Here is a 22,333-nt window from a genome sequence, read left to right as displayed (position 1 = left end):
CACACTAGCCCAGCCGGGCACCCCCGGACCGCCCCCTCGGGCAGCGTCAGACGCCGTGGACCTCGATCTCCTCGACCGTGATCCGGTACTTGCCGTCCTCGGCCTGCGGCAGCTCGGTGATCCAGACCAGCAGGTACTGGTACTGGGTGTCCGGGTCGAAGCCGCCGAGCACCGCGCGGCTGCCTTCGGCGCGCTTCGGGCCGTCGTCGGCCAGCGGGGTGAACGTCTTGGCGACCTGGTCGTCGCCGGCGCTGGAGTTGCCCGGGTCGCCGGTGCCGGTGCGCAGCTCCATGACCGCGCCGGGGGCCGACATGTCGATGCGGACCTCGCTCAGGGTGCGCGGCTCGCCCAGGTTGATCAGGACGCCCATGCCGAGCTTGTTGTGGAACTTCGCCTGGTTGAAGCCCTGCGTGTCCCAGCCGGTGTCCTTCTCGCCGTCGACGACGAGCGGGCCCTCGGGCACGTCGCTGCGGTCACCGGTCGGCGGGTCGACGATGCGCACCATGTCGCCGGTGAGCGCCAGCTTCTTCGGCTGGGCGCGGTCGGTGCCCTCACCACCGGCGGCCGGGTCGCCGCCCTGCTGCTGGCCGGCGCCCTGCTGGGTGGGGTTGCCGCCGGACTGGGCCTGCTCGGAGCTGGTGGTGATGGCCCGGATGCCGAAGATGAGCCCGATGACGGCGATGACGAGCAGCGCGCCAATGCCGAGCACGATCTTGCGGGCGGCGCGCGGGCTCTCGCCGTCGCCGCCGCCACCGGTGACGAAGCGCAGCGGGCCGGCGTCGGCCTCGTACTCGTCCTGGGAGTCGAGGCGGGCCAGCTCCGCGGCGAGCACCGCGGTCTCCGGCGCGGCGATGCGCTTGTCGAGCAGGTCCATCGTCAGGTCGTCGAGGTATGCGGGGATGCCGGCGCGCGCCTGCCGGGGCGCGGCGATGGTGCCGCTGCCGTCGCGCACGGCGTCGGGCAGCCCGGACTCGCCGGCCTCGGCGTGCGGCCAGTGGCCGGTCAGCGCGAAGTAGAGGATGCCGCCGACGGCGCGGGCGTCGGACTCGGTGGAGTCGGACGAGTCGGCGCGGGCGTCGGCGAGCACGACCCGGCCGTCGTCGCCGACGAGCGTGGTGCCGGGGTGCACGTTGCCGTGCACCATGCCGGTGGCGTGCACGGCGGCGAGCGCGTCGGTGATGGAGTGCGCGATCGCGGTGGCGCGGGCCGGGTCGAGCGGGCCCTCCCCCGCGACGATCTCGCGCAGCGACTGGCCGTCGACCCACTCGCGCACGACGTACGCCCGGGCCTCCTCGTCGATGGCGTCGTAGACGCCGACGAGGTTGGGGTGGATGACGCGGCTGGCCGCGACGGCGGCCTGGAGCATCTCGGTGGCCGAGTCGCCGCCCGGGTACCGCAGGACCACGGCGACGGGGCGGCGCAGGATCACGTCGATGCCGCGCCAGACCTGGCGGCCCGCGCTGTCGTCGTTGACGTGCTCTTCCAGCTGATAACGCTCTGCCAGGACCTCGCCGACGGTGGGTGCACCGAAGGTCATGACCGGTCCGGCCTCATCGGCCGCGGTCTCCTGGCCTTCGCCGACCTGGGTCACCCGTCCTCCCTCGGTGGTTGGGCAGTCAGAGCGACCTTACCCGCCGACTCCAAGGTACCGATATGTCATCCCGCCTGCCGTACCCGTCCGGGCTCGGCCGGTCGGTCGTCCGGTCGGGCCGGTCGCGGACCGGTGTGACCGCGGGCATGGTCGTCGCCGCGCAGGTCCGGGCGTTGTCCACAGGTTGTCCACAACCCCGGCGTCAGCGGCCCAGCTTGCGGCGGACGGTGGTCAGCACCGACGTGACCTCGCGCACCCGCAGCGCCAGGGCCAGCCCGAGGTAGGTGCCGACGATCACCACGCCGCCGACGGCGAGTTGCAGCAGCGCCTCCCAGAACGACGGCAGGCCGCCGCCGGGCAGCAGCCGCACCACCAGCAGGCCCAACCCGGCGGCGACGGCGGCGGCGAGGAACACCTTCGACAGGCTGGTCGCGATGGTGCGCAACCCGATCCGGCCGATCCGGCGGCGCAGCACCACCAGCGAGATGGCGCCGGAGACGGCGTACGACAGCGCGTTGCCCAGCGTCAGCCCCACGGCGGTCAGCGCGGGCGGCAGCAACGCGAACAGCGACAGCTGCGCGGCCACCCGCACCCCCACCACCGGCAGGTTGATGAGCGCGACGGTCTTGTTGCCCTGCAATGCGTAGAACGTGTAGGTGCACAGATAGCTGACCGACAGCGGCAGCACCGCGAACGCGCCCATCACCAGCACGCCCGTGGTGGCCCGCGCCTCCTCCGCGCCGAACGCGCCGTGCTGGAACAGCACCACCGCGATCGGCGCCGCGAGCACCGCGTAGCCCACGACGATCGGCGCCAGCGCCGCCGTGACGGTGCGCAGCCCGCGCGACAGGTCGGCCACGAGGTCGGGCAGCCGGCCCTCGGCGGCGGCCGCGCTCATCCGCGGCAGCAGCGCCGTCATCACGGACACCCCGATGATGCCGTGCGCCATCATGACCAGCAGGAACACGTTGTTGTAGATGAGCAGGCCGGCCCCGGAGTCGGCCGAGTTCAGCAGCTTGACCACCACGAACACGGCGACCTGGTTGGCCGCGACGTAGCAGAGCATCCAGGCGCCGAGCCGGGCCAGCTCGCCCAGCCCCAGCGAGCGCGGGTCCCACCGGAACCGCCAGCGGAAGCCCACCTTGCGCAGCGCCGGCAGCAGGCCGCACGCCTGCACGACGATGCCGAGCAGCGTGCCGCCGCCGATCACCGCGATGCGCTCGGGCGTCATGCCGGCCGGCGACACCTCGCCGGTGAACACTCCGATGTAGACGCCGCACGCCGCGATCACGACGAGGTTGTTGAGGATCGGCGACCACATCGGCGCCGCGAAGTGGCCGCGCACGTTCAGGACCGCGCCGATCAGCGCCGACATGCCGGTGAAGAAGATCATCGGCAGGACCAGGTAGGAAAGCACCGTCACCAGGTCGCGGTACTGCGCCGGGCGGTCGCTGGCGTACACCGCCGTGAACAGCGGGGCCGCGAGCACGGCCAGCGCCGCCGCCAACCCCAGGCCGAGCAGGGCGACGGTCAACAGCTTCTGGGTGTACGCCTCGCCGCCGTCGGGTTCCGCCTTGCGGCGGCGCACCAGCATCGGCACCAGCACGCTCGACAGCACCCCGCCGAGCAGCAGCTCGTAGATCTGCCCGGGCAGCATCTGCGCCGTGGTGTACGCGTCGCCGACGCCGCCGACCGCGCCGCCGAGCGCCGCGCCGATGAGCACGGTGCGCAGGAACCCGGTGAGCCGGCTGACCAGGCTGCCGGCCGCCATGACGATGCTGTTGCTGGCCGTGCTGCCGCCCTCGTCGGCGACCTCCTGGCCGGGCGGGGTGCCGAGCGGCGCCTCCTGGTGGTCCGCCGGCTGCTCCACGGGCTCGGCCTGCTGCTCCACGGGCTCGGCCTGCGGCGGGTCGCCGTCGCGCGCGGCGTGCGCGCTCCGGTACAGGCCGCCGGTCATCGGGCCTCCAGTCGGGGGTGCGGGCGGAACACCGATCACCCTAACGGGCTGCCGGTAGGGCCCGGCGCGTGCAGCCAGCGGTCCAGCGCCGCACCGGGCGCCGCGCCGGTCAGGGTCTCCGCCATCCAGCACGCCTCGGCCGGGACGACCGGCTCGGTGAACGCGTCCAGCACCGTCGGGTGGTCGCAGCCCGCCCGCTCCAGCGCCGCCAGCACCGCGCCGGCCGTGCCCAGGTCGCCGGTGCCGGTCAGCCGGTCCGCCGCCGCCACGGTCGCCGGGTCGCACCACGGCTCGCGGGCGGTGCGGGCCAGGCGCTCACGGGCTGCGCGTACCAGGAAGGAGCGGGACGGGGCCGCGGCGGCCGCGCCACTGAGGGTGACCAGGGCGGCGATGTCGCCCTCGGTCAGCACCCGGTCCGACGGCGGCCGAGGCCACCACCGCTCGTCGGCGAACAGCGGCAGCGGCGCCTGCTCGGGTCCCGGCACCTCCGGCACCGGCCGGCGCAGCGACCGGTACGCGGCCTCCAGCGTGGCCCGCGCGCCCGGCGAGGCGTCCGGCGCGAATCGGGCCAGCAGCGCCACCGGCAGGCCCGGGTGCGGCAGGGTCGGGTCGTCCAGGGCGATCACCCGGCCGCACAGCTCGAGGTCGGCGAAGCTCAGCACCGCCGGGTGCGCCCGGCCGGGGGCCGCCCAGCCCAGCTGCACCGGCTCGTGGGCGTGCGGCTCGCGCAGGCCGAGCGCCTGGTCGCTGCCGGCCAGGTCGAGCACCAGGCCGTAGCCGGCGGCGACGGGCAGGCTGATGCGGAGGTCGCCGCCGAGGTCGCCGTCGCGCAGCAGCAGGGCCGACCAGAACGACGGGTCCTCGGTGCGCGCGCGCAGGGCCGGGGGGACGGGCATGCGCGCCATTCTGCCGCGTATACCCTGGTGCTCCCATGTCCACCGTTTCCTTGAGCGCCGCCCAGCGCAACGCCGTCGCCGAGCTGCTGCGGGTCTCCCCCGTCGCCGACGAGCTGGGCCGCCGGTTCGCCGCCGCCGGGCACGAGCTGCACCTGGTCGGCGGGTCCGTCCGCGACGCGCTGCTCGGCCGGCTCGGCGACGACCTCGACTTCTGCACCGACGCGCACCCCGACCAGACGCTCGCCCTGGTCAAGAACTGGGCCGACGCGATCTGGGAGACCGGCCGCGAGTTCGGCACGATCGGCGTGCAGCGCGACGGCCTGCGCATCGAGATCACGACGTTCCGGGCGGAGGCGTACGACGGGGTCACCCGCAACCCGACCGTGGCGTACGGGACGTCGCTGCTGGATGACCTGCGGCGGCGCGACTTCACCATCAACGCGATGGCGGTGAGCCTGCCCGGGCACGAGTTCACCGACCCGTACGGCGGCCTGACCGACCTGGCCGCGGGCGTCATCCGTACGCCGGGCACCCCCGAGCAGTCGTTCGGCGACGACCCGCTGCGGATGCTGCGGGCCGCCCGGTTCGCGTCGAAGCTGCGGTTCGCCGTCGACCCGGCCGTGCTGGCCGCGATGCGGGCCATGGCCGCCGACCTCGACCGGATCACCGCCGAGCGGGTGCGCGACGAGTTCACCAAGCTGCTGTGCGGCGCCGACCCGGTCACCGGGCTGCGGCTGCTGGTCGACACCGGCCTCGCCGACCGGTTCCTGCCCGAGCTGTCCGGCCTGAAGCTGGAGATCGACGAGCACGCCCAGCACAAGGACGTGTACGAGCACACGCTCATCGTCGTGTCGAACGCCGTGCGGCTGGAGGGCGACGCCGGGCCGGACTTCGTGCTGCGGATGGCCGCGCTCATGCACGACGTGGGCAAGCCCGCCACCAAGGCGGTCGGCCGCGACGGCCGGGTCAGCTTCCACCACCACGAGGTCGTCGGCGCCCGCCTGACCAAGCAGCGGATGAAGGCCCTGAAGTACCCGAAGGACGTCACGTCCGACGTGGTCGAGCTGGTCGCCCTGCACCTGCGCTTCTACGGCTACGGCCGGGGCGAGTGGACGGACTCGGCGGTGCGCCGCTACGTCACCGACGCCGGCCCGCTGCTGTCGCGCCAGCACAAGCTGACCCGGTCCGACTGCACCACCCGCAACCGGCGCAAGGCGGCCGCCCTGGCCGCCGACTACGACGCCCTGGAGCAGCGGATCGCCGCGATCGAGGCGGCCGAGGACCTGGCGCGCGTCCGGCCCGACCTGGACGGCAACGCGATCATGGAGCTGCTCGGGGTGCCGCCCGGCCCGGTGGTCGGCCAGGCGTGGCGCTTCCTCAAGGAGCTGCGCCTCGACCGCGGCCCGCTCGACCGCGACGAGGCCGAGGCGGAGCTGCTGCGCTGGGCCCGCGAGCACGGCCACCTGCCGCCGTCGGCCCGGGAAGACAATCCCACGGGCTGACCCGGTGGATCTGATCATCGATAAGGATGATCCTCCACAATGGTCCGACGATTACCGTCCGAGAGGTGCCGATGACCGTCGGCACACATTCTCCCGGAGGTTTCATGCTCAGGAATCGAACGGCCCGCGTTCTGGCCCGCGGCGCCGCCGTGCTCGCCCTGACCGTCGGCACCGTCGCCGCGGTCGGCGCCACCCCGGCGTCGGCCCGCGCGTTCGGCTGCAGCGCCTACTCGACGTCGACGACCACCGCCTACGCCCTGTGCAGCAACGGGACCGGCATCGGTAGCGACTCCTACCGGGTGCAGCTGACCTGCCGTCACCAGGGCAGCAACTACACCGCCTACGGCCCGTGGGTGCTGCCGACGCAGCGCAGCTACAAGACCTGCCCGTACGGCACGATCTTCGCCAAGACGGTCAACCTCGCCTGACGGTCCTCCGGCGGGGCGGGCGGGCGGCCGGTGACGGCCGCCCGCCCGCGGCACAATGGGGCGATGAGCATGGTGGTGCCGTCGCCGATCGGCCCGCTGACCGTGACCGTCGACGGTGACACGGTGGTCGGGGTGCGGTTCGGCGGCACGATCACCGGCGCGGACCCGGCGCGCGGCCCGGCCGCCGACGACCTGGCCGCCTACTTCGCGGGCGCGCTGACCACCTTCACGGTGCCGGTGGAGCTGCGCGGCGGTTCCGCGTTCGAGCGGGCCGTCTGGGGCGAGATCGCCCGCATCCCGTACGGCGAGACCGTGACCTACGGGCACATCGCGCACGCGCTGGGCGAGCCGGGCGCGGCCCGGGCGGTGGGCACGGCCTGCAACCGCAACCCCGTACCCGTGCTCGTGCCGTGCCACCGCGTGGTCGGCGCCGGTGGCAAGCTGGTGGGGTTCGGCGGCGGCCTGGACCGCAAGCGCCGGCTGCTGGAACTGGAGGCGCGGGTCGCGCTGGAACGGGCGTGGGGGTGAGCGGTGTGGTGATCCCGGAGGTCGGCACGGAGCGGCTGGTGCTGCGCGGGTTCCGCGCGGAGGACCTGGCGGCGCACCGCGCCGAGGTCGACGACGACGCGGCGGTGACCTGGGCGCACCGGCGGCTGCCGCTGGCCGACAGCCTGCGCCGCTGGGCCGACCGGCTGGACGGCTGGGAGCGCGACGGCTTCGGCATGTGGATCGCCGAGCTGCGCGCCACCGGCAAGATCATCGGGCACGCGGGGCTGCAGCGCCTGGACGGCTCCGACGACGTCGAGCTGGGCTACTACCTCGGGCGCTCGTCCTGGGGCCAGGGCTACGCCACCGAGGCCGCGCACGCGATCCTGCGGTACGGCTTCGAGCAGTGCGGCCTGCAGCGGGTGGTCGCGGTGGTCCGCCCGGAGAACGCCGCGTCCCGGCGCGTGCTGGAGAAGGCCGGCTTCCGGCACGAGCGCGACGGCGTCTTCTACGAGCAGCAGGCATCCCTGCTGGCCCGCGAACGCTAGAAGGCCGGGCCTTCCGGCCCGGCCTCCTCACGTCGTGCTGCGCGTCAGCGCTCGATCTCGCCCTTGATGAAGGCCTCGACCGCGGCGTGCGCGTCGTGGTCGTTGTACTGCACCGGCGGGCTCTTCATGAAGTACGACGACGCCGACAGGATCGGGCCGCCGATCTTGCGGTCGAGGGCGATCTTCGCCGCGCGGACCGCGTCGATGATGACGCCGGCCGAGTTCGGCGAGTCCCACACCTCGAGCTTGAGCTCCGCGTTCAGCGGGGTGTCGCCGAAGCTGCGGCCCTCGAGGCGGATGTAGGCCCACTTGCGGTCGTCGAGCCACGGCACGTGGTCCGACGGGCCGATGTGCACGTCGGCCTTGGCCATCTCGTGCGGGATCTGGCTGGTCACCGACTGCGTCTTGCTGATCTTCTTCGACTGCAGGCGGGTGCGCTCCAGCATGTTCATGAAGTCCATGTTGCCGCCGAAGTTCAGCTGGTACGTGCGCAGCAGCTCGACGCCGCGGTCCTCGAACAGCTTCGCCAGGGCGCGGTGCACGATCGTGGCGCCGACCTGGCTCTTGATGTCGTCGCCGACGATCGGCAGGCCGGCGTCGGTGAACTTCTGCGCCCACACCGGGTCGGAGGCGATGAAGACGGGCAGCGCGTTGACGAACGCGCAGCCGGCGTCGATCGCGGCCTGGGCGTAGAAGCGGTCGGCCTCCTCCGAGCCCACGGGCAGGTAGGAGACGACGACGTCGACGTTCGCCTCGCGCAGGGCGGCGGCCACGTCGACCGGCTGGGCGTCGGACTCCTCGACGATCTCGCGGTAGTACTGGCCGAGGCCGTCGAAGGTCGGTCCACGCTGGACCTGCACGCCGGACGGGGGGACGTCCGTGAGCTTGATCGTGTTGTTCTCGCTGGCGTTGATCGCCTCGCTGAGGTCCATGCCGACCTTCTTGGCGTCCACATCGAACGCCGCGACGAACTCCACGTCCGAGACGTGGTAGTCGCCGAAGGTCACGTGCATGAGACCCGGGACGCGGTCGGCGGGGTCGGCGTTGCGGTAGTACTCCACGCCCTGCACGAGGGACGAGGCGCAGTTACCCACACCGACGATGGCGACGCGGACGGAGCCCATCGCGTTTTCCTCCTTGTTCATCACGGCCGGTCCTGCTCTTGCGGACGCGGTTCACTGCTGGGGGTGGTGGTGCTCCCGGGGCCGGCCGAGGTGGCCGGCGGACGGCCGGAGCGCTCACTGGCGATGAGCTCCTCCAGCCAGCGGACCTCGCGCTCGCAGGCGTCGAGTCCGTGGCGCTGCAGCTCGAGGGTGTACGCGTCGAGCCGCTCGGTGGCGCGGGCCAGCACGTCGCGCAGTCCCTCGCGCCGCTCCTCCATGCGCCGTCGGCGCCCCTCGAGGATGCGCAGCCGGGTGGCGCGGTCGGTGCGGGCGAAGAAGGCGAAGTGCACGCCGAAGCTGGCGTCGTCGTACGCGTCGGGGCCCGTCTGGGCGATGAGGTCGGCGAACCGCTCCTTGCCCTCGGCGGTGATCTCGTAGACGACCCGGCCGCGGCGGCTGGTCAGCGGCGGCACCTGCTCGGCGTCGGGGGCCGTCTCGCCGGCCTCGCTGATCAGCCCGGCGCCGTGCAGGCGCTTGAGCGTGGGATAGAGGGTGCCGTAGCTGATGGCGGCCCGGATGGCGCCGAGCTTGGTGGCGAGCTCCTTGCGGATCTCGTAGCCGTGCATCGGGGCCTCCTGGAGGAGCCCGAGGATCGCGAGGTCGAGCACTGCCCCTCCTCACGGTCAGAGACCGTCCCATCGCGCGGTGCGATGTATCGGCCCGATACATCGTCACCGTATGCCGCGCGGCGGTGGACCGCAACGAGAGGCGGGGTAAATCCTGAGTTACGCAGTGGTGCGGGCACGCTCCGTGACGATGGTCGCGACCCATCCGCCGACCGCGTACTCTTTCGGGCGTGCGTACCCAGCGGCAGGTGGTGGACTACTCGCTTCAGAAGCGGGCGCTGCTGCGTGAGCTGCACACGGGCAAGATCATGCAGCACGAGGTGTGCGACGCCTCGCCCTACCTCAAGTCCGCGGCGCGGTTCCACGGCGAGCCGACGGACGAGCGCTGCCCGGTCTGCCGCAAGGACAATGTGACGCTCGTCCATTACATCTACGGCGACGAACTGAAGAACTCCGCCGGCCAGGCTCGTAAGCTGGCCGAGTTGAGCGTCCTGGCAATGACGCTGGGTGAGTTCCAGGTCTTCGTGGTGGAGTACTGCCCGACCTGCTCCTGGAACCATCTCGTCGAGCAGTTCCTGCTCGGACGGGACCTGCTCGACACGCCCGGCCAGCCCCCCGCCGCGGAAGCCGCGCGAGGACGGGACGGCCGACGGTGAACGATCCCCGCATGTTGACCCGTTTACTAGAGTGGCGGGGCTCAGGTCCCGCCCGCGGCGGGACGACAGTCCACACGACGGTTGCGCCGGCGCAGCCGAGAATGTCCGTTCGTGGCGAAGCTCACGACGGCCCGGCAGGGTCGTCATCGCGCGCCACCGCGACCGGCAGGTGTCCTTGATGAATTCGTACGGCGACAACTCCTCCGCACGAGCCCGGGCCCAGGTGCCCGGGCCGTCCGGTGCTTCCGACGACGAGGACGTGCCTTCCGGCCGAGCCAGCTACCTGCACCCCGCGACCGGCCGCCCGGCCGGTTCGGCGTCCGTGGCCGCCGCCCGTGCCTCCGTCGGCGCGGGCCGCGCGTCGGTGGGCGCGGGCCGCGCCTCGGTGGGCTCGGCGCCCGTCGGCAGCACCACGTCGGGCCGCGCGGCCGTGGGTGCGGCGTCCGTCGGCGCCGCCACGCCCGGCCGGGCCACGGTGGCGCGCGCCGCCGTCCGCCCCGCCGGCGCGATGGACGAGCTGGGCGCCCCCGGCGCCGGCGGCCCGCCGAAGAGCGAGGCCGCGCTCAAGCGGGCCAAGCGCCGCCGCCGCGCGAACATCCTCACCGCCGCGGCCGCCGTCCTGGTCATCCTGCTCGGCACCGGCGTCGTCGGCTTCACCTGGTTCTACGACGACGTCGACCTGGTCGCCCCGAAGGTGGAGGCGCAGACCACGGTCGTGTTCGACGCCACCGGCAAGAAGCTGATGACCTTCGGCACCCAGAACCGCTCCGTGGTGCCCGAGGGCAAGATCAACAAGTTCGTCAAGGACGCCGTCGTCGCCGCCGAGGACAAGAACTTCTACGACCACGGCGGCATCGACATGAAGGGCATCGCCCGCGCCGCCTGGAACAACTTCTCCGGCGGCACCACGCAGGGCGCCTCGACGATCACCCAGCAGTACGCCCGGCACGCCGCCGAGATGAAGGAGATCAGCTACAACCGCAAGCTGCGCGAGGCGGTGCTGGCCCGCAAGCTCGAGTCGGACTACAAGAAGCCGCAGATCCTCGGCCTCTACCTCAACGCGGTGTACTTCGGCCGCGGCGCCTACGGCGTCGAGGCCGCGGCCCAGACCTTCTTCCGCAAGTCGGTGCTGACCCCGGTCGGCCAGAAGGGCGCGATCACCGCCGGCGAGGCCGCGCTGCTCGCCTCCATGATCAAGCAGCCCGAGCCCGTCGAGGGCGGCCACCCCGGCTACGACCCGGCGAACGGCGAGGAGGCCACCCAGCAGGCCCTCCAGCGCTGGAACTACACCCTGGGCAACATGGTCGAGAAGGGCTGGCTCAACCCCGCCGACCGCCCGACCGAGCTGCCCAAGGTGCAGAAGAAGACCAACGGCAGCTCGGACATCGACAGCCAGCCGCTCGGCAAGATCAAGAAGTACATCGCCGCCGAGCTCAAGGCCATGAACATCACCGAGAAGGAACTCAACGAGGGCGGCCTGCGCGTCCACACCACGATCGACCCCAAGGTGCAGAAGGCCGCCGAGGAGGTCGCGGACCGCGACAACAAGGACTCGCCGATGAGCGAGCTCGCGAAGACCTACAAGACCGCGATCGTGGCCGTCGACCCGAACAACGGCCGGGTGCTCGCCTACTACGGCGGCCCCGACGGCACCGGCTGGGACTACGCGGGCCTGAACAACAACTGGACCGAGGGCGGCCGGCCCCCCGGCTCGACGTTCAAGATCTACACGCTGCTCGCGGCCCTCAAGGCCGGTGTGTCGTTCAAGACGACGTTCGACTCCACGGTGAAGAACAAGCTCGGCAAGACGATCAGCAACTCCGAGCGGCAGAACCTCAAGTGCGACAAGGTGCGCTGCCCGCTGGAGATGTCGACCATCGAGTCGTACAACTTCCCGTTCTACTGGATCGCCGACGGCCTCGGCCCGGACAAGGTCCTCGACGCCGCCCACGACGCCGGCATCCAGCACATCCGCGCGGCCGGCGGCGGCAAGATCCTCAACGTCGACAAGGGCGAGAAGGGCAACTTCGACAACGAGATCGGCTTCGGCCAGTACGAGGTCCCGGTCATCGAGCACGCCAACGGCATCGCGACCATCGCCAACGACGGCGTCTACAACAAGGCGCACTTCATCCAGAAGGTCGAGAAGCGCGACCCCAAGAGCGGCGAGTTCAAGCCGTACAAGGTCGAGAAGCGCGACCGCAAGCAGGCGTTCGAGAAGGACATCATCGCCGACCTGCAGGGCGTGCTGAAGCAGATCCCGGGCCACAACGGCAAGGCGCTCTCCGGCGGCCGCCCCGCCATCGGCAAGACGGGCACCTGGGAGGCCTCCGACCAGGAGAAGTACCCGAAGGCCAACGGTGACGCCTGGATGGTCGGGGCCACCAAGCAGATCGCCGCCGCCGTCTGGATCGGCAACGAGAAGCTGGTCAAGGGCAAGGACGGCATCATCCGCACCGAGCAGCTGCCCATCAAGATCCCCGGCGGCGACCGGGGCATGACCGGTGGCTCCTACCCCGCCCTCGTCTGGAAGAAGTTCCTCGACGCCGCCAGCGACGCCATCGACGCCCCCGAGGAGAACTTCCTCCCCCGGGTCTTCACCGGCAGCGCCGACAACGAGATCGGCAACGGCCAGCCGGCGCCCGTCGTCGAGCAGCCCACCTGCGGCATCTTCGACTTCAACTGCCAGCAGAACGGCGGGAACAACGGCAACAACGGCAACAACGGGGGCAACCCCACCGTCCCCGGCCTGCCCGGCTTCCCCGGCAACGGCAACGACGGCAACAACGGCGGCGGGAACGACGGCAACAACGGCGGCGGCAACGACGGCAACAACGGCGGCGGCAACGACGGCGAGGACGGCGAGGGCGAACCCACGACAACCTTGCCCGGGCCGGGTTAGCCCGGCGTCAGGAGCCCTCGGCGGCCGGTTCCCCATCCGTGGGGAGCCGGCCGTCGGCCGTCGACAGCCGCACCAGCCACTTGCGGTCCACCTCCGCCGCCAGGTCCACCCCGTGGTGCCGGGCCAGCAGCAGCACGTGGCACAGCACATCCGCCAGCTCCGCCCGGAACCCTGCCTCCACCTGCTCCGCCGACAGGCCCTTGGTGCGCGCCTGGCCCGTGCGGCGCAGGTGCGCCTGGGTCAGCTCACCCACCTCCTCCTGCAACTTCAGCAGGTACCAGGCGTCGTCGCGCACGAAGCCGTGCCGGGCCGCGTACCGGTCCGACACGGCTGCCACCTGACCGGTCAGGGCGTCGAGGTCCATGGCCCGGAAGCGTAGTGACCACACAGTGATCGTGCGGTCCGGCCCGATGCGGCATGATGCGTTCTCATGAGCGTGCCGTCGTCGCCCGACACCGACCGCCCGGACCGGCAGGACTCCCCCGCCCGGTCCGACGGCTTCATCCGCGGCCTCTCCGAGGCCATCGGCGGCCCGCTCGGCACCCACGCCGCCGCGAACGACCGCCCGTCCGGCGTGCGGCGCGGCTTCTGGACGGCGGCGCGCATCGTCCTCGCCCTCTGCTGCCTGGTGCTGGTGCTGCACTACATCCAGAAGTCGCCCTGCCGCGACGGCGACTGGGGCTCCAACATCCAGTACACCCGGTTCTGCTACTCCGACGTGCTGGCGCTGTACTACGCCGACGGTCTCAGCGAGGGCAAGGTGCCCTACCAGGAGTTCCCCGTCGAGTACCCGGTGCTCACCGGCATCTTCATGGGCCTGCTCGGCCTGCCCATCCACGCCCTCGGCCAGCGCTACCCCGAGATGAACCAGGGCCAGGCGTTCTACGACGTCAACGCCCTCGTGCTGTGCGCCCTCGCCGTCGCCACCTGCGCCTGCCTGCTGTCGCTGCGCCGCCGCCGGCCGTGGGACGCCGCCATGTTCGCCGTCGCGCCCATGCTGTTCATCACCACCACGATCAACTGGGACTTCCTCGCCATCGGCCTGGCCACCTTCGGCATGCTCGCCTGGGCCCGCCGCCGCCCCGTCCTCGCCGGCGTGCTCATCGGCCTCGGCGCCGCCGCGAAACTGTGGCCCGTCTTCCTGCTCGGCCCACTACTGCTGTTGTGCGTACGCGCCGGCCGCCTGCGCGCCGGCATCACCACGGCCGCCACCGCCGCCGTCGCCTGGATCGCCGTCAACGCCCCGATCTACATCCTGTACCCCGACAACTGGGGCCGCTTCGCCGAACTCAACACCACCCGCCCCATCGACTGGGGCACGCTCTGGTACATCGGGCGCTGGTTCGACGGCAAGTGGAACTCCGGCCAGCCCGGCGACCAGGGCCCCTTCCAGTGGCTCAGCGACCACGTCGAACCACACCTCAACAACGTCACCCTGGGCCTGTTCATCCTGTGCTGCCTCGGCGTCGCCCTGCTCATCGTCCTGGCGCCGCGCCGGCCCCGGTTCGCGCAGGTGGCGTTCCTCGTCGTCGCCCTGTTCCTCATCTCCAACAAGGTGTGGTCGCAGCAGTTCAACCTGTGGCTGCTCGCCCTCATCGTGCTGGCCCGGCCGAAGTGGGGCGCCTTCCTCGCCTGGCAGGTCGCCGAGTTCGCCTACTTCACCGCCTTCTACGCGGAGCTGCTGGGCGCCGGCGGCCGCCAGGTGATCCCCGAAGGCACCTTCGTCCTCGCCTCGACCCTGCGGCTGGTCACCGTCGCCGTCCTGGTCGGCCTGGTCATCCGCGACATTCTGAAGCCCGAGAACGACCCGGTCCGCCAGACCTACGACGACGACCCGGACGGCGGCGTCCTCGACGGGGCACCGGACGTGCGGGGCTTCCCGTTCGGCCGGCGCCGGGTTGACCCACCGGCGCCGGCGGAACCGCCACCACCGGTGCCGGCTGCGGCGGGCTGACACAACAGGGGTAGTGCCGCGGCTGCGGGTCTGCGGCGTGGGGGATACCGCCGCCGTGCCGGCTTCTCCGGGGCCTGCGGCCCGCCGCCGCCCGCCTTCGGCCAAAGCCCGCGTCCACCTGCGGTGCGCGGCCCGCGTGTGGCGTGCGGCCGATCTGTGGCGCGCCGATCCTCGGCGCGCGACCGACCTGCGGCGCGCGACCGACATGCGGCAGGACCGACCTGGGGAGCGCGACCGACCTGGGGTGGGTGGCTCCCCTTGCGGCGCGCGACCCTCTTGCGGTGGGTGGCCACCTGCGGTGGGTGGCTTACCTGCGGTGCGCGCCCGCCTGCCGCGCGGACCCGCCTGCGGCGCGGACCCGCCTGCGGCGCGGACCCGCCTGCGGCGCGGACCCGCCTGCGGCGCGCGGCCCGCCCGCGGCCTGCAGCGGTGCGTCGGCCATAGCCACGCTTGTTTTCGCCCGACTGCCGCCAGCCAGCTAAGACCGTCCTAGCCCCGTCCGATCGCGCCGGCCCTGTTCGGGTAGGCCGAATAGTGGTCGGCCCTCCCCTGTCCTTGGCGGTGCGGTTCGGGCCCGGCCTTCCCGGCCACTCCCCGGACCGCCCGCCGCCCACCCCGCAGAGGATCAGAGGCGGAAGACAACCGAATCCTCCAAGTCTTCGCGGGTGATGCCCAGGGACTCCACCGGGACGTCGCCCGCGCGTTCCCACGGGGTGCCCGGTGCGCTGTCGCGGAGCAGGACCACCGTGCGGATGCCCAGGGACCGCAGGTAGCCGATGCTCACCGGGTCCGGGAACGTCTCCGCCGCCTTGCGCAACTCGGCCGTGCGGCGCGGGGTGAAGCCGCTGCCGCCGTTCGCGACCTGCTGGAACGTCGTCGTCGACCACAGCATCACGTGCATGTCGGACAGCTCGGCGGTCGGCAGGACGAGCATCGGGCCGTCGACGGTGCGCATGGCGGCGGGCTGGACCGGGACGACGGGGTGGGCGGTGCGGTTGAGGCCCTCGGCGAGGACCAGGAGCACCGGGATCACCATGGCCGCGCGCAGCCACGGGCCGGGCCACGACGGGATGCGCGTGCGCGCCACCCGGTGTGCGCGGCGGCCGAACTCGCTGACCGCGCCGGCCGCCAGGATGCCGAGGAACAGGGTGGTCCACATGATCAGGCGGCCGGGGGTGCGGATGCCGTTCCAGCCGGGCAGGAAGTCGAACAGCGGCACGTACGTGTACCGGCCGTCGAAGACCTCCATGCCCAGCGCCAGCACCGCCGCCACGACGGCGCCCGCGAGCAGCAGCAGCCGGACGTGCAGCTTCCACACGGAGAACAGCAGGCCGATCAACGCTAGGGCGTACAGCGCGAACCCGGGCAGCAGCGTCATCTCCGGCGGCCAGGGCAGGCCCTCGCGGGCCGGTTCGTGCAGGTCGCCCCACGGCAGGGACTCCTTGGGCGCCAGCAGCAGGCTGCGCCACGGCGGCGAGAAGAAGTCGATCTCGGCGATGTTGCGCTGCGCGTACGGGTGCAGCTCGGTGACCCGGAAGTACGGCAACGCGATGAGCGCACCGACCGCCGCGAAGATCGCCCCGCCGATCAGGTCGGCGATGAGCAGCTTCTTGCCGAACGGCTTGCGGCGGCGCAGCACGGTCCGGATGCCGTAGACGATCGCCGAGACCAGCACGACCAGGGCCAGCACGTACGCGAACGGCAGCCCGATGCCGAAGCCGAGGCTCACCTGCCACGCCGCGACCAGCCACCCGCCGACGGCCCAGCCGACGTGCCGCCGCTCGGGCCGGTACCCGTGGCGCAGCGAGAAGCCGTGGCCGCGCGCCAGCATCGCCAGGGCCAGCGGGATGCCGCCGGCCGAGATGATGTGCAGGTGGCCCTCCTGCGCCAGCCGCCACGGCGCGAACGTGAACGCCAGCCCCGCGACCGCCCCGCCGATGCGCCCCGCGCCGAGCTGCCGGACCAGCGCGTACGCGCCGATCAGCGTCAGCGCGTGCGCCAGCACGAACATGATGTTGTAGCGGATCAGCGCCGCCTCGGGGCCGGTGCCGATCATGCCGGCCGGGGCGTAGCCGAGGAGGCTGTCGGAGAACGCGAAGCTGTACTTCTCCGGGAAGAAGGTGTTGGCGTTCCACAGGTTCGCCGGGTCGGTCAGCAGGATGTGCCCCGACCAGGCCATCTGCCACGCTTGCAGCGTCGGGTCCCAGATGTCCTGCGGGATCGTGTACGCCGGGTAGCGCAGCGTCGGCCACGTCATGGCGACGGCCACCAGCAGCGCCGCCACGATGACAAGGGTGTACTCGTGCACCAGCCCGCGCCCGACCGCCCGCAGGATCCGCACGGGCCGGCTCGGCGGCGCCTCCTGCGCGGTGGCGAACTCCGACCAGCGCTCCTCGGGGGTGCGCGGCTTCTGGTCGGCGGGCTTTACCTGGATGTCGGTGCCACCAGCAGCCGCGGAGGCGGCGGCCGGCGCGGCGGCCGTGGTGGCCGTGGTGGCCGTGGTGGCCGTGGTGGCCGTGGCCCCGGCCGAGCCGGCGCCGACGGCCGCGGCGGCCTTGATGTATGCGGTGGGGTCGCTGTCCACCTTGGTCTCGCCGACGTCGGACCCGCTCCAGGAGCCGCCGTCGGTGCCCTTGACCGAGCCCGCGGAAGCAGGGGAAGGGCTGGCTGCGGACCCGGCGCCAACCTTGTTGCCCGGCGACCCAGCGGTCCCCGAGGCAGCACCGGACTCGGCGGCGATGGCCGCGCCACGGTCGGCGGCGACGGCCGACGCCGCGTCACGCCCCTCGGCGGCTGCCGGAGCCGCGGGCGCTGCCCCAGGCCGGGCGGCGGTAGCGCCCGCGCCCGACCCCGCGGCGCCCGGAGAACCCCCCACCCCGCCACCCGGACCCGCTGCCGGTGACCCACCACCCGCGAACCCGCGCCGGAACAGCCGACGCCAACCACCCCCGGACGAAGCGCCCGGACCGGGACCGGCGGCATGAGCCGGCGGCGGCCCGGCCGGTTCTCGGCCCCCGGACCCAGCGCCCGCCTCGAGCGGCGGCGCCCCGGAATCGGCAGGGGCGGGCGAAGGCGTACCCGATGGGTCGGTCATTGCTCTTGGCCCCCTGGCGCGTGCGGTCGCGTCAGCGACCGACGCGGTCGCGCAGGAAGGCTATATCCGCGGACTGGCCTTCGGCACCCCCGGGCGTCTCCACGATGACCGGCGCACCGGCGGCGGAGACGACGGCGACGATGAGATCGGGGTCGATCTCGCCCGCCGCGAAGTTCTCGTGGCGGTCGCGGCCGGAGTCGAAGGGGTCCTTGGAGCCGTTGGCGTGGACCAGGTCGATGCGGCCGGTGATGGCCTTGATGCGGTCGACGGCGGTGAGCAGGTCTTCGCCGCCGGCGTGGGCGTGGCAGGTGTCGAGGCAGAAGCCGACGCCGTACTCGCCGATGGCGTCCCACAGGCGGGCGATGGCGTCGAAGTGGCGGGCGACGGCGTTGTCGCCGCCGGCGGTGTTCTCGACCAGGACCTGGACGGGGAAGCCGCCGGTCTCGGCGGCGCGCTCGAAGGTCTTGCGCCAGTTATCGACGCCGGCGGCGAGGTCGTCGCCCTTGTTGACGTGGCCGCCGTGGACGATCAGGGCGCTGGCGCCGACCATCGCGGCGGCGGTGGCGTGCGCGCTCAGGATCTTGCGGCTGGGGATGCGGATGCGGTTGTTGAGCGTCGCCACGTTGATGACGTAGGGGGCGTGGATGAAGATCTCCACGTCGGACGCCTTGAGCGCGTCGGCGTCGGGGCGGGGGAGCGGGTCCTTCCAGCCCTGGGGGTCGGCCAGGAAGAACTGGACGGCCTCGGCGCCGCGCTCGGCGGCCGCGGCCAGGGGGTCGGACGGATCGACGTGGGCTCCCAGACGCATGCCACAAACCCTATGCCCCCCGTACGACAATCCCCCGGCGCGTCACCGTGCCGCTCGGCGGGTCGTTGGGCCAGGCAGATCCACGCACGCCCATCGCTTTCCGGCATTTCCGCCGAGCTAGGGAGTTTGTCGCATGGCGCCGCAGTTCCGACACCGTGCCGCCGTGCTGGCGGTGCTCGCCGCGGCGCCGGTGGTCGCCCTGTCCGTGTTCGCGGGGGGTGCCGCCGACGCGGCGACCGAGTCCGGTGAGCAGATCGTCTTCAACGGGGGTGGTCTGCTCGGGCTGAGCTGCGTGGCCCGGCCGGACGTCCGGTCGATCACGGTTCCGGCGGATTCCACCGTGCGGGTCGTCAACCGGACGGGGTACCGCGCGCGGCTGCTGCTCGACGGCGCCACGCAGGGCGAGATCCAGAACGAGTCGTCCGCGGAGGTGCTGTTCCGGCGCGGGCCGGTGACGCTGAAGCTGAAGCCGTCGTGCGTGCTCAGCGAGGAGTCGCGCACGGTCCGCGTGTCGGTCGAGCCGGCCCGGGCGGAGCCGACGCCGTCGCCCGAGGCGCCGGCCGCCGCCGGCGATCCGGAGCCGGCGCCGTCGGTCTCGGCGCCCGCGCCCGGCACGCTCCCCGACGGTGGGGGCACGTCCGGTGGTACGGGGGTTCGGGGCGGGATGCCGAACGCGGTGCCGGGTCCCCAGCGGTCGAGCGGGGCCGGCCTGCCGGACAGCGGCCTCTCGGGCGGGTCCGGCGGGACGGCGGCGCGGCCGGGGGCGACGGCGCAGGCCGGCCGCCCGGTGGTCGTGCCGGGCATGCCGCCGGGCGAGAACCCGCTGCTGGTGCCCGGTCCGCCCACGCTGGACCTGTCGCCGGCCGGGGCGCCGGACGGCGGCCTGCCCACGGCGGCCGACGGCTCGATGGCCGCGGAACCGGTGGCCGCCCTGGACCCGCTCACCGAGACCGGCCCGGTCGGCCTGCTCGCGATCATCGCGACGGTGTGTGCGGCTGGAGTGACAGCTGGTGCAATTAGGGCGATCGTCTCGCAACGTGCAAATCGGGCGACAATGGTCTAGACTGTCCGCACAGGCTCCGCGGGGCGCCGGCGTCCAACCTCATCGGTGTGGTCGTTCCTCCCCAGGTCCCACCCAGCTGAATGCGGATGTGGGCGCCCCGCGGCTCTACGCCCCACCTCGGTGGGGCGTTTTTCATGTCCGCTACACTTGCTCGGTTCGCCGACTGCGCGCCGTGGGGCTCGGTTCCCGCGGCGTTTCTGCGAACGACGCCAGACCTCCTGCCACGGAGAGACCGTGGCCGCTTAGCCCACAGGAGGTGAATGTCTTGCGTCATTACGAACTCATGGTGATCCTCGACCCCAGTCTCGAGGAGCGCACCGTCGCCCCTTCGCTGGACACGTACCTGAACAACGTGATCCGCAGCTCGGGTGGTTCGGTCGAGAAGCTCGACGTCTGGGGCCGCCGGCGCCTGTCGTTCGAGATCAACAAGAAGGCCGAGGGCATCTACGCCGTCGTCGACCTCCAGGCCACGCCTGAGGCCGTTGCCGAGCTGGACCGCCAGCTCCGGCTCAACGAGTCCATCCTGCGCACCAAGGTCATCCGGCCCGAGACGCGCTGATCGCGCTCGCTCGTTTTGTTGTCGGTGGGCTCTGAGAGCCTTCCGTGCAGAACGACTGAGTGCGCGAGGAGAAGGTCATGGCAGGAGAGACCATCATCACCGTCATCGGGAACCTGACCGATGACCCGGAGCTGCGCTTCACCCCGTCGGGTGCGGCGGTCGCCAAGTTCCGCATCGCTTCGACGCCGCGGACCATGGACCGGACCACCAACGAGTGGAAAGACGGCGAGCCACTGTTCCTCGCCTGCACCGTCTGGCGGCAGGCGGCGGAACACGTCGCCGAGTCCCTCCAGCGCGGCGCGCGGGTCATCGTGTCCGGCCGGCTGCGCCAGCGGTCGTACGAGACGCGTGAGGGAGAGAAGCGCACCGTCATCGAGCTCGAGGTCGACGAGATCGGCCCGTCGCTGAAGTACGCCACCGCGAAGGTCCAGAAGATGTCCCGTTCCGGCGGCGGGGGTGGCGGCTTCGGCGGCGGCTCCGGTTCCGGCGGCGGGGGCGGCTTCGGCGGCGGTGGTGGCGGTAACCAGGGCGGCGGCGGAGGCAACTTCGACGACCCCTGGGCCACGGCCGCTCCGACCTCGTCCGGCGGTGGCAACCGCTCGGGCGGCGGCGGCGCCAGCACCAACTTCGACGACGAGCCACCTTTCTAAGAAACGTTCAGGAGTAACCCCATGGCGAAGGCTGCGGCTCTGCGCAAGCCGAAGAAGAAGGTGAACCCGCTCGACAAGGACGGGATCACCTACATCGACTACAAGGACACCGCGCTGCTGCGCAAGTTCATCTCCGACCGCGGCAAGATCCGCGCGCGTCGGGTCACCGGTGTCACCTCCCAGCAGCAGCGGCAGATCGCTCGCGCGGTCAAGAACGCCCGCGAGATGGCGCTGCTGCCGTACACGGCCACGGCCCGCTGACGGGAGGCGCTGACATGAAGATCATCCTCACCCAGGAAGTGACGAACCTCGGCACGCCGGGCGACGTCCTCGAGGTCAAGGACGGCTACGGCCGTAACTACCTCCTCCCGCAGGGCTTCGCGATCCGCTGGTCCAAGGGCGCCGAGAAGCAGGTCTCGGTCATCAAGCGGGCGCGCGACGCCCGCGAGATCCGTGACCTGGGCCAGGCCAACGAGGTCAAGGCCCAACTCGAGGGCCTCAAGGTCAGCCTCAGCGTGCGCGCGGGCGACGGCGGCCGCCTCTTCGGCTCCGTCACCCCGGCCGAGGTCGTCGACGCGGTCGCGGCCGCCGGCGGCCCCAAGCTGGACCGCCGCCGCCTGGAGATGCCCGGTCACATCAAGTCGACCGGTGGCTACCAGGTGTCGGTCAAGCTCCACCCGGAGGTCACGGCCTCGTTCGCGCTGAACGTGAACGCCGCCAAGTAGTTCCGGCAGTTTTCCCGCAATGGGCGCGTCCTTTCTGGACGCGCCCATTGTCGTGTTCGGAGGGTGATGGCCCGCGGGTCTGCGTGCTGCCGGCTTTCCGCCTGCGTCCTGCGAGCCGCGCCCCTGTCAGCTGAGGGACTGGCCCGTGATCGCCGACAGCAGCACGGTGGCGAGTCCGCCGCCCATGACCGCCGCCGCCAGCCCCACGCTCGCCGCCTTCCACGTGCCGCTCACCCACCGCAGCCCGATCGCCACCGGCAGGCTCAGCAGCAGCGACAGCCCGAACCGCGGCGCCGCGTCGATCAGCGTGTCGAACGCGTGGCCGCGCTGCGTCGGGTCCAGCACCAGCATGTACAGCACGAACAGCACCACCGGCACGCTGTACCAGACGACCGTGTAACCCAGGGCCGCCTTGACGCCACCCGGTTCGTCGTCGAGGTCCTCGTCCGGCTCGTCGACGGGCCGGGGCGCCGGCCGGGTGAGCGTGCCGACCGGCCGCCGCTCGTACGCGCCCGTCGAACCGCCGCCGCCCGCGCCGCGCGGCGGCCACGTCGTCGTCGGGGGCTCCTGCCAGTCCGGGGTGCGCCGCGGCACCAGCAGTTCCTCGCCGCCGCCCCGGTTCTCCGCCCAGTCGACCGGTGACACCGGCCGCGCCGAGCCGGCCGCGCGCACCGGCGGGCGCGGGGTGACCCGGGCCGTGCCGCTCTGCGCGCCGCGGGGGCGGCCGCCGGGGTAGTCGTCGGTCGAGAAGCGCTGGGACTCGCCCGGCGCCAGCGTCCCCGGAC

The 22,333-nt window shown here is 72.5% G+C and carries 20 protein-coding genes and 1 pseudogene; 12 read left to right on the top strand and 9 right to left on the bottom strand.

The genetic code is table 11. The features are described from left to right. Positions 1 to 46: 46 nt before the first annotated feature. From Sya03_RS09725 to Sya03_RS09715, 3 genes are all read right to left on the bottom strand, one after another. Positions 47 to 1,591, bottom strand: a complete 1,545-nt coding sequence (locus tag Sya03_RS09725) for a protein kinase family protein (protein ID WP_239107268.1) — start codon at positions 1,589 to 1,591, stop codon at positions 47 to 49. Between the two features lie 202 nt (positions 1,592 to 1,793). Continuing rightward, positions 1,794 to 3,548, bottom strand: a complete 1,755-nt coding sequence (gene murJ / locus Sya03_RS09720; protein ID WP_203937890.1) for a murein biosynthesis integral membrane protein MurJ — start codon at positions 3,546 to 3,548, stop codon at positions 1,794 to 1,796. A 35-nt stretch (positions 3,549 to 3,583) separates the two neighbouring features. After that, positions 3,584 to 4,444, bottom strand: coding sequence for a hypothetical protein (locus tag Sya03_RS09715; protein WP_203937889.1), 861 nt, complete (start codon positions 4,442 to 4,444; stop codon positions 3,584 to 3,586). A 35-nt stretch (positions 4,445 to 4,479) separates the two neighbouring features. On the opposite strand from Sya03_RS09715, the gene Sya03_RS09710 reads away from it, so the two are divergent. The 4 genes from Sya03_RS09710 (at position 4,480) to Sya03_RS09695 (ending at position 7,408) form a co-directional block, all read left to right on the top strand. Further along, entirely contained in the window at positions 4,480 to 5,946 is a 1,467-nt protein-coding gene (locus tag Sya03_RS09710) for a CCA tRNA nucleotidyltransferase (protein WP_203937888.1), read from the top strand. Between the two features lie 104 nt (positions 5,947 to 6,050). Beyond that, on the top strand, positions 6,051 to 6,374 hold the full coding sequence (locus tag Sya03_RS09705) for a hypothetical protein (protein WP_203937887.1): 324 nt from the start codon (positions 6,051 to 6,053) through the stop codon (positions 6,372 to 6,374). A gap of 63 nt (positions 6,375 to 6,437) precedes the next feature. Beyond that, positions 6,438 to 6,902: a methylated-DNA--[protein]-cysteine S-methyltransferase gene (locus Sya03_RS09700; protein WP_275411439.1), complete on the top strand. Its 465-nt coding sequence runs from the start codon at positions 6,438 to 6,440 to the stop codon at positions 6,900 to 6,902. A 5-nt stretch (positions 6,903 to 6,907) separates the two neighbouring features. Continuing rightward, the gene (locus tag Sya03_RS09695) at positions 6,908 to 7,408 is read left to right on the top strand and encodes a GNAT family N-acetyltransferase (protein WP_203937886.1); all 501 of its coding nucleotides are present in this window, start codon (positions 6,908 to 6,910) and stop codon (positions 7,406 to 7,408) included. A gap of 44 nt (positions 7,409 to 7,452) precedes the next feature. On the opposite strand, the gene Sya03_RS09690 is transcribed toward Sya03_RS09695, so the two are convergent. Together Sya03_RS09690 and Sya03_RS09685 are read right to left on the bottom strand one after the other, a co-directional pair. Next, on the bottom strand, positions 7,453 to 8,532 hold the full coding sequence (locus Sya03_RS09690; protein WP_203937905.1) for an inositol-3-phosphate synthase: 1,080 nt from the start codon (positions 8,530 to 8,532) through the stop codon (positions 7,453 to 7,455). Between the two features lie 20 nt (positions 8,533 to 8,552). Then, positions 8,553 to 9,179, bottom strand: coding sequence for a PadR family transcriptional regulator (locus Sya03_RS09685; protein ID WP_203937885.1), 627 nt, complete (start codon positions 9,177 to 9,179; stop codon positions 8,553 to 8,555). 188 nt (positions 9,180 to 9,367) lie between these two features. Here Sya03_RS09685 and Sya03_RS09680 point away from each other — a divergent pair, with 188 nt between their 5' ends. Beyond that, the gene (locus Sya03_RS09680) at positions 9,368 to 9,793 is read left to right on the top strand and encodes a DUF5318 domain-containing protein (RefSeq protein ID WP_203937884.1); all 426 of its coding nucleotides are present in this window, start codon (positions 9,368 to 9,370) and stop codon (positions 9,791 to 9,793) included. Between the two features lie 259 nt (positions 9,794 to 10,052). Further along, on the top strand, positions 10,053 to 12,695 hold the full coding sequence (locus Sya03_RS09675; protein WP_239107266.1) for a transglycosylase domain-containing protein: 2,643 nt from the start codon (positions 10,053 to 10,055) through the stop codon (positions 12,693 to 12,695). A 7-nt stretch (positions 12,696 to 12,702) separates the two neighbouring features. Here the strand turns inward: Sya03_RS09675 and Sya03_RS09670 are convergent, their stop codons facing one another. Further along, entirely contained in the window at positions 12,703 to 13,059 is a 357-nt protein-coding gene (locus Sya03_RS09670; RefSeq protein WP_203937882.1) for a nucleoside triphosphate pyrophosphohydrolase family protein, read from the bottom strand. Between the two features lie 66 nt (positions 13,060 to 13,125). Between Sya03_RS09670 and Sya03_RS09665 the strand changes: the two genes are divergently transcribed. After that, positions 13,126 to 14,649: a glycosyltransferase family 87 protein gene (locus tag Sya03_RS09665; protein ID WP_203937881.1), complete on the top strand. Its 1,524-nt coding sequence runs from the start codon at positions 13,126 to 13,128 to the stop codon at positions 14,647 to 14,649. 625 nt (positions 14,650 to 15,274) lie between these two features. Here the strand turns inward: Sya03_RS09665 and Sya03_RS09660 are convergent. Together Sya03_RS09660 and Sya03_RS09655 are read right to left on the bottom strand one after the other, a co-directional pair. Beyond that, a complete protein-coding gene (locus Sya03_RS09660; RefSeq protein ID WP_370872134.1) occupies positions 15,275 to 17,389 on the bottom strand; it encodes a putative glycosyltransferase family protein in 2,115 nt (704 codons plus the stop codon). Between the two features lie 385 nt (positions 17,390 to 17,774). Beyond that, positions 17,775 to 18,551 carry a deoxyribonuclease IV gene (locus Sya03_RS09655; protein ID WP_203937879.1) on the bottom strand — a complete coding sequence of 259 codons (777 nt, stop codon included), beginning with the start codon at positions 18,549 to 18,551 and terminating at the stop codon, positions 17,775 to 17,777. A 133-nt stretch (positions 18,552 to 18,684) separates the two neighbouring features. Between Sya03_RS09655 and Sya03_RS09650 the strand changes: the two genes are divergently transcribed. From Sya03_RS09650 to rplI, 5 genes are all read left to right on the top strand, one after another. After that, positions 18,685 to 19,614, top strand: coding sequence for a hypothetical protein (locus Sya03_RS09650; RefSeq protein ID WP_203937878.1), 930 nt, complete (start codon positions 18,685 to 18,687; stop codon positions 19,612 to 19,614). A 265-nt stretch (positions 19,615 to 19,879) separates the two neighbouring features. Continuing rightward, positions 19,880 to 20,173 (top strand): 30S ribosomal protein S6, encoded by a 294-nt coding sequence (gene rpsF / locus Sya03_RS09645; RefSeq protein WP_203937877.1) that lies wholly within the window; start codon positions 19,880 to 19,882, stop codon positions 20,171 to 20,173. Positions 20,174 to 20,250: 77 nt separating this feature from the next. Then, the gene (locus Sya03_RS09640; RefSeq protein WP_203937904.1) at positions 20,251 to 20,823 is read left to right on the top strand and encodes a single-stranded DNA-binding protein; all 573 of its coding nucleotides are present in this window, start codon (positions 20,251 to 20,253) and stop codon (positions 20,821 to 20,823) included. 21 nt (positions 20,824 to 20,844) lie between these two features. Then, positions 20,845 to 21,084 (top strand): 30S ribosomal protein S18, encoded by a 240-nt coding sequence (rpsR, locus tag Sya03_RS09635; RefSeq protein ID WP_007073789.1) that lies wholly within the window; start codon positions 20,845 to 20,847, stop codon positions 21,082 to 21,084. 14 nt (positions 21,085 to 21,098) lie between these two features. Continuing rightward, the gene (rplI, locus tag Sya03_RS09630) at positions 21,099 to 21,548 is read left to right on the top strand and encodes a 50S ribosomal protein L9 (protein WP_203937876.1); all 450 of its coding nucleotides are present in this window, start codon (positions 21,099 to 21,101) and stop codon (positions 21,546 to 21,548) included. 126 nt (positions 21,549 to 21,674) lie between these two features. On the opposite strand, the pseudogene Sya03_RS09625 reads toward rplI, so the two are convergent. Further along, positions 21,675 to 22,333 (bottom strand): annotated as a pseudogene (locus tag Sya03_RS09625) (hypothetical protein); the annotation flags it as partial.

It is taken from the genome of Spirilliplanes yamanashiensis, from assembly GCF_016863475.1.
Taxonomy (GTDB): domain Bacteria; phylum Actinomycetota; class Actinomycetes; order Mycobacteriales; family Micromonosporaceae; genus Spirilliplanes; species Spirilliplanes yamanashiensis.
Note: the sequence above shows the minus strand (reverse complement) of the source record. Positions and strands in the feature narration are given on the sequence as shown.